The organism is Tabrizicola sp., assembly GCF_036781545.1.
Lineage (GTDB): Bacteria > Pseudomonadota > Alphaproteobacteria > Rhodobacterales > Rhodobacteraceae > Tabrizicola.
In genome coordinates this window covers 1-7,907 of record NZ_DAIQAT010000158.1, presented here as the reverse complement: position 1 = coordinate 7,907, position 7,907 = coordinate 1, and the positions used below count along the sequence as shown (strand labels likewise).

Below are 7,907 nucleotides of genomic sequence, written 5' to 3'. Positions count from 1 at the left end.
AAACGTCGATCTCCCGCCGCCCGGAATAGCTGCCGAACACCCCCACGATGGTGTCACCGCAGACCGCCACATCGGTCTTGACCAGCTCCCCGGTGATCAGGTCGAAAACCCGACCCCCCTTCAGCACAAGATCCGCAGCCACCAAACCACGGCCCTGGTCGATTCTGTGGGCGAGCGGCGCTTTCGGCATGGTCTTCTCCTTTCCGAACAGGGAAACTCAAGCCGGGCGTGGCGTCCATAGCCTTCCGCCTGAAACAGCCATCCGGAAATCGGAGGAATGGCCCATGCGCCCCTTGCGCGGGATCGCGTTCAAACTGGCCTCGGTGATGGTCTTCATCGTCATGTCCTCGATGATCAAGTCGACCGCCGACCATGTCCCGGCGGGGCAGTCGGTGTTCTTCCGGTCCTTTTTCGCGATCCCGGTGATCTTCGTCTGGCTCGCCCTCCGGCGCGAACTGCCGCGCGGGTTGAAGACGGCGAATCCCTTCGGCCATTTCTGGCGCGGGCTGATGGGCACGCTGGCGATGGGGCTGGGCTTTGCGGGACTGGGTTACCTGCCGCTGCCGGAAGTCACCGCCATCGGCTATGCCGCGCCGATCCTGACGGTGGTTTTCGCGGCGATGTTCCTGGGCGAGGAGGTGCGGCTCTTCCGGATCAGCGCGGTGGTGATGGGGCTGGTGGGCGTGCTGATCGTCGTCTACCCGCGCCTGACGGTGATCTCGAACGATGCCGCGGGCTATCTGGAGGCGTTCGGCGCGATGGTCGTGCTGGGTGGCGCGGTCTTTGCCGCGCTGGCGCAGGTCTTCGTGCGCCGGCTGGTCAACACCGAGGAGACCGCCGCCATCGTCTTCTACTTCTCGCTCACCGCGACGGCGCTGTCGCTGGTGACGATCCCCTTCGGCTGGGTCTGGCCCACGCCGGGCGAGACGGCGATCCTGATCGGCGCGGGGCTTCTGGGGGGCCTGGGGCAGATCCTGCTCACCTCCAGCTACCGCGAGGCGGACGCCTCGCTGGTCGCGCCGTTCGACTATGCCTCGATGATCTTCGCGCTGGGGATCGGATATTTCGTCTTTGCCGAAGTGCCGACCTGGCCGATGCTGGCCGGGGCGGCGCTGATCGTGACGGCGGGCATCCTGATCATCTGGCGCGAGCGCCAGCTGGGGCTGGAACGCGCCCGGCAGCGCAAGGCGATGACGCCGCAGGGGTGACGGACCGCTGCTCTTCGCGCCCTTCGGGCGCTCCTCGCTTGGCGCGCGCACCGCCTGCGAGGAGAAGCCGAAGGCGCACGACGAGCTGCCCCGGTCACAGCCCCAGCCGGTCAAGCACCCAGACGCCCATCGCCTGCACCATGTCGTCGCGCCAGGACAGCGGGCCGGGCCGGTAAAGCGCCGACGCCAAGGCGCGCTGCTGCTTCTCCAGGATGCCCACATCCTCGCGCGCGACCCGTTCCCAGCGGTCGTAATAGGGTTCGGCGCGGGCGGCGAAGTCGGGCAGCGTCAGCCGATCCTCGGGGAAGCAGCCGCCGACCTCCAGCACCGTGCGGTTCTCGCTGACCGGACGCGTGTTCAGCCACCACAGGCAATCCTGCGCCACGGCGAATTGCACGGTCGGCAGGACCACGGTGAACCAGGTGCCGAGCTTCGCCTCCTCGTCCAGGTTCTCGATCGGCGGGAAGGGCGGCTGGTCGGTGCCGAGCGTGGCGATGGACCGGCCCGAAATGACCTGAATGGCGATCCAGTTCCCTATGGTCGGGGGTGTGCGGGACTGCTGCGCCCCCACGGTGTCGCGGTGGACGATGCCGGTGTGATAGGTCTCGACCGCGTTTTCGAGGATGAGCTTCCAGTTGCAGGCCACGTCCAGCGCCATCGACCAGGTGCAGCGCATGGCGCCAAGCTTGTGGCTGGCCATCCGGTCGGGGAAATCGCCCAGGTGGTCCCGCAGGCTTGGCCCGTCCCTGGTGAAGCGGGCGAAGACGAAGCCTTCCCATTGGTCGAGGTCCAGTGCGACCAGCCCGTTCTCCACCTTGTCGAAGCCTTCGGCGTCCTTCATGTCGGGGCAGCCGTAGAGGCGACCGTCGTTCAGGTAGCTCCAGGCGTGGTAGGGGCAGGTGATCTTGCCGCCCACATTGCCCTTGCCCTCCAGCAGGATCGAGCCGCGGTGGCGGCAGTAGTTGGCAAAGCAGCGCAAGCGCCCGTCATTGCCGCGGATCAGCACGATCGGCCCGCCGGGGCTGTCGAAGGCGCGGTAATCGCCGGGTTCGGGCAGCTCTTCGGCGCGGGTCAGGAAGAACCACTGCTTCAGGAACACCTGCTCGCGTTCCGCCCGGAAGATCGCCGGGTCGGTGTAGAACCCGGCGGGCATCGACCGCGCGCGGTTCAGCGGCTGGGTGGCGGCGGTGATCTCGGCGCGGTCAAGGCTCATACCGGGCTCTCCTGCTGGGTTTGCTGTGGCCCGAGACTGCCGGTGGACGGCCGCTCTGGCAAGCCCTCAGGGAAGGTCGCGAATGCCCGTGCAATAAGGGGCGCTTGGGGCTAACATGCGGACCGGGGCCCGCCTTCGGGCCGCCAGCAAAAGGGACGTCCGGCCATGGCCAAGGGTATGAACAAGCGCAAGGAAGTGAAGAAGCCGAAGAAAGAGGCGGCCAAGCCTGCCGTCGCGGTGGCGTCAACCAATGCGAAGGTCACGATCTCGCCCGGCAAGACGAAAGACTAGGGTCCGCCGACGCGCTGACCGGCACCGGCAAGCCGCCGGGTCTTTGGCCGGTCAGAATACCTCCTTGACCGCTTCCATCGCCACATAGGTCGAGGTCGAGGCGACATGCGGCAGCGCGCTGATCACCTCGCCCAGCACCCGGCGGTAGGACTGGATGTCGGAGGTCCGTACCTTCATCAGATAGTCGAAGCTGGAGGCCATCATGTGGCACTGCTCCACCTCGGGCACGGTCAGCACGGCGCGGTTGAAGGCGGTCAGCGCGGCCTCGCGCGTGTCGGACAGGCGCACTTCAACGAAGGCGACATGTGCCTGGCCCATCTTGATCGGGTCCAGGATCGCGCGATAGCCGGTGATGATCCCCGCCTCCTCCAGGCGTTTCATCCGCGCCTGGGTCGGCGATTTCGACAGGCCGATGCGGCGGGCAAGCTCGACGGCGGCAATCCGGCCCTCGGTCTGCAACACGCGCAGGATGGAAAGGTCGAAGCGGTCCAGATCGGCACGGTCGATTGGCATTGCGGTTCCCCAAAATCTGTCGGCTTTCGCCTGCATAGCACCGAAGTTTCGGGAAAACAGCCTGCCGATTTGGGTATAGGATGGGCGAAACGAAGAGGTGCCCCGAATGACCGCCGATGTTGCCCCGTCCGCCTGGTCGATCATCCAGACCGCAAGCCTGACCGACGAGACCGCGCTGGTCCAGCGTCTGGTTGCCGGGGCGGCGCTGGATGCGCCCGCGCGGGCGGCCATCGTGGCGGAGGGGGCCGATCTGGTGCGCCGCATCCGCGCCAGTGCGAAGCCGGGGCTGATGGAGGTCTTCCTCGCGGAATACGGCCTGTCGACCGACGAGGGCATCGCACTGATGTGCCTGGCCGAGGCGCTGCTGCGCGTGCCGGATGCCGAGACGATGGACGCGCTGATCGAGGACAAGATCGCGCCGTCGGACTGGGGGCGGCATCTGGGCAAGTCGGCCTCGTCGCTGGTGAATGCCTCGACCTGGGCGCTGATGCTGACCGGCAAGGTGCTGGACGACCGCGAAGGGGGCATTGCGGGCGCCCTGCGCGGGGCGGTCAAGCGGCTGGGCGAGCCGGTGATCCGCACGGCCGTCAGCCGCGCGATGAAGGAGATGGGGCGCAACTTCGTGCTGGGCGAGACCATCGACAAGGCGATGGACCGGGCCGAGGAGCTGGAAGCGCGCGGCTACACCTACAGCTACGACATGCTGGGCGAGGCGGCGCGGACCGAGGCCGACGCCCGGCGCTATCATCTGGCGTACTCCCGGGCGATCACCGCCATTGCGCGCGCGGCCAAGGGCAACGACATCCGCAGCAATCCCGGCATCTCGGTGAAGCTCTCGGCGCTGCATCCGCGCTATGAGGTCGCCAAGCGCGAACGGGTGATGGAGGAGCTGGTCCCCCGCGTCCGGGCGCTGGCGACCCTGGCCAAGGCGGCGGGCCTTGGCTTCAATATCGACGCCGAGGAAGCGGATCGGCTGGCGCTGTCGCTGGAGGTGATCGAGGCCACGCTGTCGGACCCCGCGCTGAAGGGCTGGGACGGGTTCGGTGTGGTGGTGCAGGCCTATGGCCGCCGGGCCGGGGCGGTGATCGACTGGCTGCATGCGCTGGCCACAAGGCTGGACCGGCGGATCATGGTGCGGCTGGTCAAGGGCGCCTATTGGGATGCCGAGGTGAAGCGGGCGCAGGTCCTGGGCCTCGCCAGCTTCCCGGTCTTCACCCGCAAGCAATCGACCGATGTCAGCTACATCGCCAATGCGCGGAAGCTTCTGGCGCTGACCGACCGCATCTATCCGCAGTTCGCCACCCACAACGCCCATACAGTCGCCGCGATCCTGCACATGGCCGGGGCGCAGGGCCTCACGTCGATGGACTATGAATTCCAGCGCCTGCACGGCATGGGCGAGCGGCTGCATGACATCGTGCTGACCGACAAGGCCACCCGCTGCCGCATCTACGCCCCGGTCGGCGCGCATCGCGACCTGCTGGCCTATCTCGTGCGGCGGCTTCTGGAGAACGGGGCGAACTCCAGCTTCGTCAACCAGATCGTCGACGAGGATGTAGCCCCGGAAGTGGTCGCCGCCTGCCCGCTGACGGCGGTGGAGGGGATGGCGACAATCCCGAGCCCGGCGCTCGCGACCGGCCCCGCCCTGTTTGCCCCCCGGCGAAACTCGAAAGGCTGGGACCTCACCGATGCCGCCGACCTCACGGCCATCGACACCTCCCGCGCGCCGTTCATGGAAGCACAGATCGACGCCGCCCCGCGGCTGGCGGGCCGGGTCGTCGGCGGCCCGCAGCTTCCTGTCCTGAACCCTGCGACCGGCGCTCTGGTTGGTCGTGTCACCACCGCGGGCCTGCCGGACGTGGACACCGCGCTGCGGCTGGCCGAGCCCTGGTCCGCTGCCCCGCAGGAACGCGGCCTGGTTCTCAACCGCGCCGCCGACCGGATGGAGGCCGATGCAGGGCGCATCTTCGCGCTGCTGGCGCGTGAGGCGGGCAAGACCCTCGCCGACGCCGTGGCCGAACTGCGCGAGGCGGTGGATTTCCTGCGCTACTATGCCGGGCACGCCGATCAACCCCATCCCGCGCGGGGCGTCTTCGCCTGCATCAGCCCCTGGAACTTTCCGCTGGCGATCTTCTGTGGCCAGATCGGCGCGGCCCTTGCCACCGGGAATGCCGTGCTGGCGAAACCCGCCGAACAGACCCCGCTGATCGCCACCCTCGCCGTCGATCATCTGCTCGCCGCCGGGGTCCCCCCGACCGCGCTGCAACTTTTGCCCGGCGACGGCGCCATCGGCGCGGCGCTGACCCGCGATCCGCGGGTGAATGGCGTGGCCTTCACCGGCTCGACCGGGACCGCGCAGGCGATCCGGCGCGCCATGGCCGACCATCTGGACCCGACTGCCCCGCTGATCGCCGAAACCGGGGGGCTGAACGCCATGCTGGTCGATTCCACCGCCCTGCCGGAACAGGCCGTGCGCGACATCATTGCCTCCAGCTTCCAGTCGGCGGGCCAACGGTGCAGCGCGCTGCGCTGCCTCTATGTGCAGGAGGACGTGGCCCATACCGTCACCGAAATGCTGTTCGGCGCGATGGAAGACCTCGCGCTCGGCGATCCCTGGCATCTTTCCACCGACATCGGCCCGGTGATCGACGCCGAGCCGCAGGCGGGCATCCGCGCCTATGTCGATGCCGCCCGGGCCGAGGGCCGCGTGCTGAAAGAGTTGAAAGCGCCGGGGCAGGGGACCTTCATCGCCCCCGCCGTCCTGTCGGTCACAGGCATTCAGGACATGCCGCGCGAGATCTTCGGCCCGGTCCTGCATGTGGCCACCTTCAAGGCGCAGGAGATCGACGCGGTGATCGCCACGATCAACGCCACCGGCTACGGCCTGACCTTCGGCCTGCATTCCCGTATCGATGACCGGGTGCAAAGCATCGTCGAGGGGCTGAGGGTCGGCAACACCTATGTCAACCGCAACCAGATCGGCGCGGTCGTCGGCAGCCAGCCCTTCGGCGGCGAGGGCCTGTCCGGCACCGGCCCCAAGGCGGGCGGGCCGCATTACCTGACGCGCTTCACCCGCGCCCCGGCCCCGGCGGCCACGCCCGACGATGCCGTGACCAGCGCCGCCGAGGCCGGCAAGGCGCTGACCGCCCCTAGGGCCGCCATTGCCCCGATGGCCGAGAACATGCCCGGCCCGACCGGCGAATCGAACCGGCTGACGCTGATCCCCCGCGCGCCGCTCCTCTGCCTCGGCCCCGGCCGGGCGACGGCGCTGGCCCAGGCCGAAGCCGTCCGCAAGCTTGGCGGCCATGCGGTCGAGGCACCCGGTCTGGCCCCCGACGCGCTGGTGACGCTTCAGGGCTTCTCTGGCGCGCTCTGGTGGGGCGCGGCGGAAGCGGGCCGCCCCTATGCGCAGGCGCTGGCGAAGCGGCAAGGCCCGATCCTGCCGCTGGTCGCCGCGCCGGATGCGGGCCATACGCATCTGGAGCGGCACCTCTGCATCGACACCACCGCCTCGGGCGGCAATGCGCAACTGCTGGCCGCAGCGGCCGGTGCTTGACGCCCCATCGCGGATCGGAAAGGCTGCGGCCGATGTTTCCGATCCGCGACCATAATCCCTCGGGCCAGACGCCCTACGTCACCTTCGCGCTGATCGCTATCAACGTGCTGGTCTTCCTTTGGTATTTCACACAGCTCTCCGAATGGGACATCCAGCGGCTGTTCATGACATGGGGCCTGGTCCCCGCCCGGGTCATGTCGGGCGATGGGTGGGTGACCATCGCCACCTCGATGTTCCTGCACGCGGGCTGGATGCATCTGGCGGGCAACATGCTGTTCCTCTGGATCTTCGGCGACAACCTGGAAGAGGAGATGGGCCACTTCGGCTTCCTTCTCTTCTACCTCGCCTGCGGGGTCGCTGCCGGTCTGGCGCAGGCGCTGCCCGATCCGGGCTCGTTCCTGCCGATGGTGGGGGCTTCGGGCGCGATCGGCGGGGTGATGGGGGGGTACCTGCTGCTCTTCCCCCGCGCCAAGGTGGATGTGCTCTTCATCTTCATCATCTTCTTCCGCATCTTCGCCATCCCGGCCTGGATCGTGCTGGGCATCTGGCTGGGGATCCAGATCTTCTCGGGCGTCTCGACCCCCAGCGATCTTGGCGGGGTCGCCTACTGGGCGCATGTCGGCGGCTTCCTCACCGGAATGGCGCTGACCGTTCCCGTCTGGCTGCGGCGGGGCGCAGGCGGCTACTGGCAGGCGACCCGGGGCCACCCGCCGCATCCCGGAACGCAGTTCGAGGCCGCGCGGTCGAACATCCCCCTGGTCCGCCGCCGCCGCTGAGCGCTTTGCGGATCGCCCGGCCGGGCGTAGGATCGCGGGCGGGGAGGATGCCATGCTCCGCCTGGTCCTGCTTGCGCTTTGTCTCGGCCAGCCCGCCTGGGCCGACTGCCGCCTGGCCCTAGCGCTGGCGGTCGATGTCTCGCGCTCCATCGACGCGCAGGATTATGTGATCCAGACCGATGGCCTTGCCGGGGCCCTGCAGGACCGCGAGGTCCGCGCCGCGATCTTCGGGCCCGAGGGGCATGTGGCGCTGGCGATCTACTACTGGTCGGGCCGCGGCTACCAGGATCTGGTGCAGCCCTGGGTGATCCTCGACAGCCCCGAGGCGCTGGACGCCGCGATCTGGGCGG

7 protein-coding genes and 1 pseudogene are annotated in these 7,907 nt (G+C 68.6%); 5 read left to right on the top strand and 3 right to left on the bottom strand.

The window, feature by feature from the left end; translation table 11 throughout:
* A pseudogene (locus V7Q39_RS17330) lies at nt 1-190 on the bottom strand (adenine deaminase); the annotation flags it as partial.
* A gap of 94 nt (nt 191-284) precedes the next feature.
* Here V7Q39_RS17330 and V7Q39_RS17325 point away from each other — a divergent pair.
* Entirely contained in the window at nt 285-1,208 is a 924-nt protein-coding gene (locus tag V7Q39_RS17325) for a DMT family transporter (RefSeq protein ID WP_333817869.1), read from the top strand.
* 94 nt (nt 1,209-1,302) lie between these two features.
* On the opposite strand, the gene V7Q39_RS17320 is transcribed toward V7Q39_RS17325, so the two are convergent.
* Nucleotides 1,303-2,421, bottom strand: coding sequence for an aromatic ring-hydroxylating oxygenase subunit alpha (locus V7Q39_RS17320; RefSeq protein WP_333817868.1), 1,119 nt, complete (start codon nt 2,419-2,421; stop codon nt 1,303-1,305).
* Between the two features lie 165 nt (nt 2,422-2,586).
* On the opposite strand from V7Q39_RS17320, the gene V7Q39_RS17315 reads away from it, so the two are divergent.
* On the top strand, nt 2,587-2,712 hold the full coding sequence (locus tag V7Q39_RS17315; RefSeq protein WP_333817867.1) for a hypothetical protein: 126 nt from the start codon (nt 2,587-2,589) through the stop codon (nt 2,710-2,712).
* A gap of 51 nt (nt 2,713-2,763) precedes the next feature.
* Here V7Q39_RS17315 and V7Q39_RS17310 read toward each other — a convergent pair whose 3' ends face one another.
* Nucleotides 2,764-3,225, bottom strand: coding sequence for an Lrp/AsnC ligand binding domain-containing protein (locus V7Q39_RS17310; protein ID WP_333817866.1), 462 nt, complete (start codon nt 3,223-3,225; stop codon nt 2,764-2,766).
* A 106-nt stretch (nt 3,226-3,331) separates the two neighbouring features.
* On the opposite strand from V7Q39_RS17310, the gene putA reads away from it, so the two are divergent.
* From putA to V7Q39_RS17295, 3 genes are all read left to right on the top strand, one after another.
* Entirely contained in the window at nt 3,332-6,781 is a 3,450-nt protein-coding gene (putA, locus tag V7Q39_RS17305; protein WP_333817865.1) for a bifunctional proline dehydrogenase/L-glutamate gamma-semialdehyde dehydrogenase PutA, read from the top strand.
* Between the two features lie 32 nt (nt 6,782-6,813).
* Nucleotides 6,814-7,557, top strand: a complete 744-nt coding sequence (locus tag V7Q39_RS17300; protein WP_333817864.1) for a rhomboid family intramembrane serine protease — start codon at nt 6,814-6,816, stop codon at nt 7,555-7,557.
* A gap of 52 nt (nt 7,558-7,609) precedes the next feature.
* A partial coding sequence (locus V7Q39_RS17295) for a DUF1194 domain-containing protein (RefSeq protein WP_333817863.1) occupies nt 7,610-7,907 on the top strand: 298 nt, incomplete at its 3' end.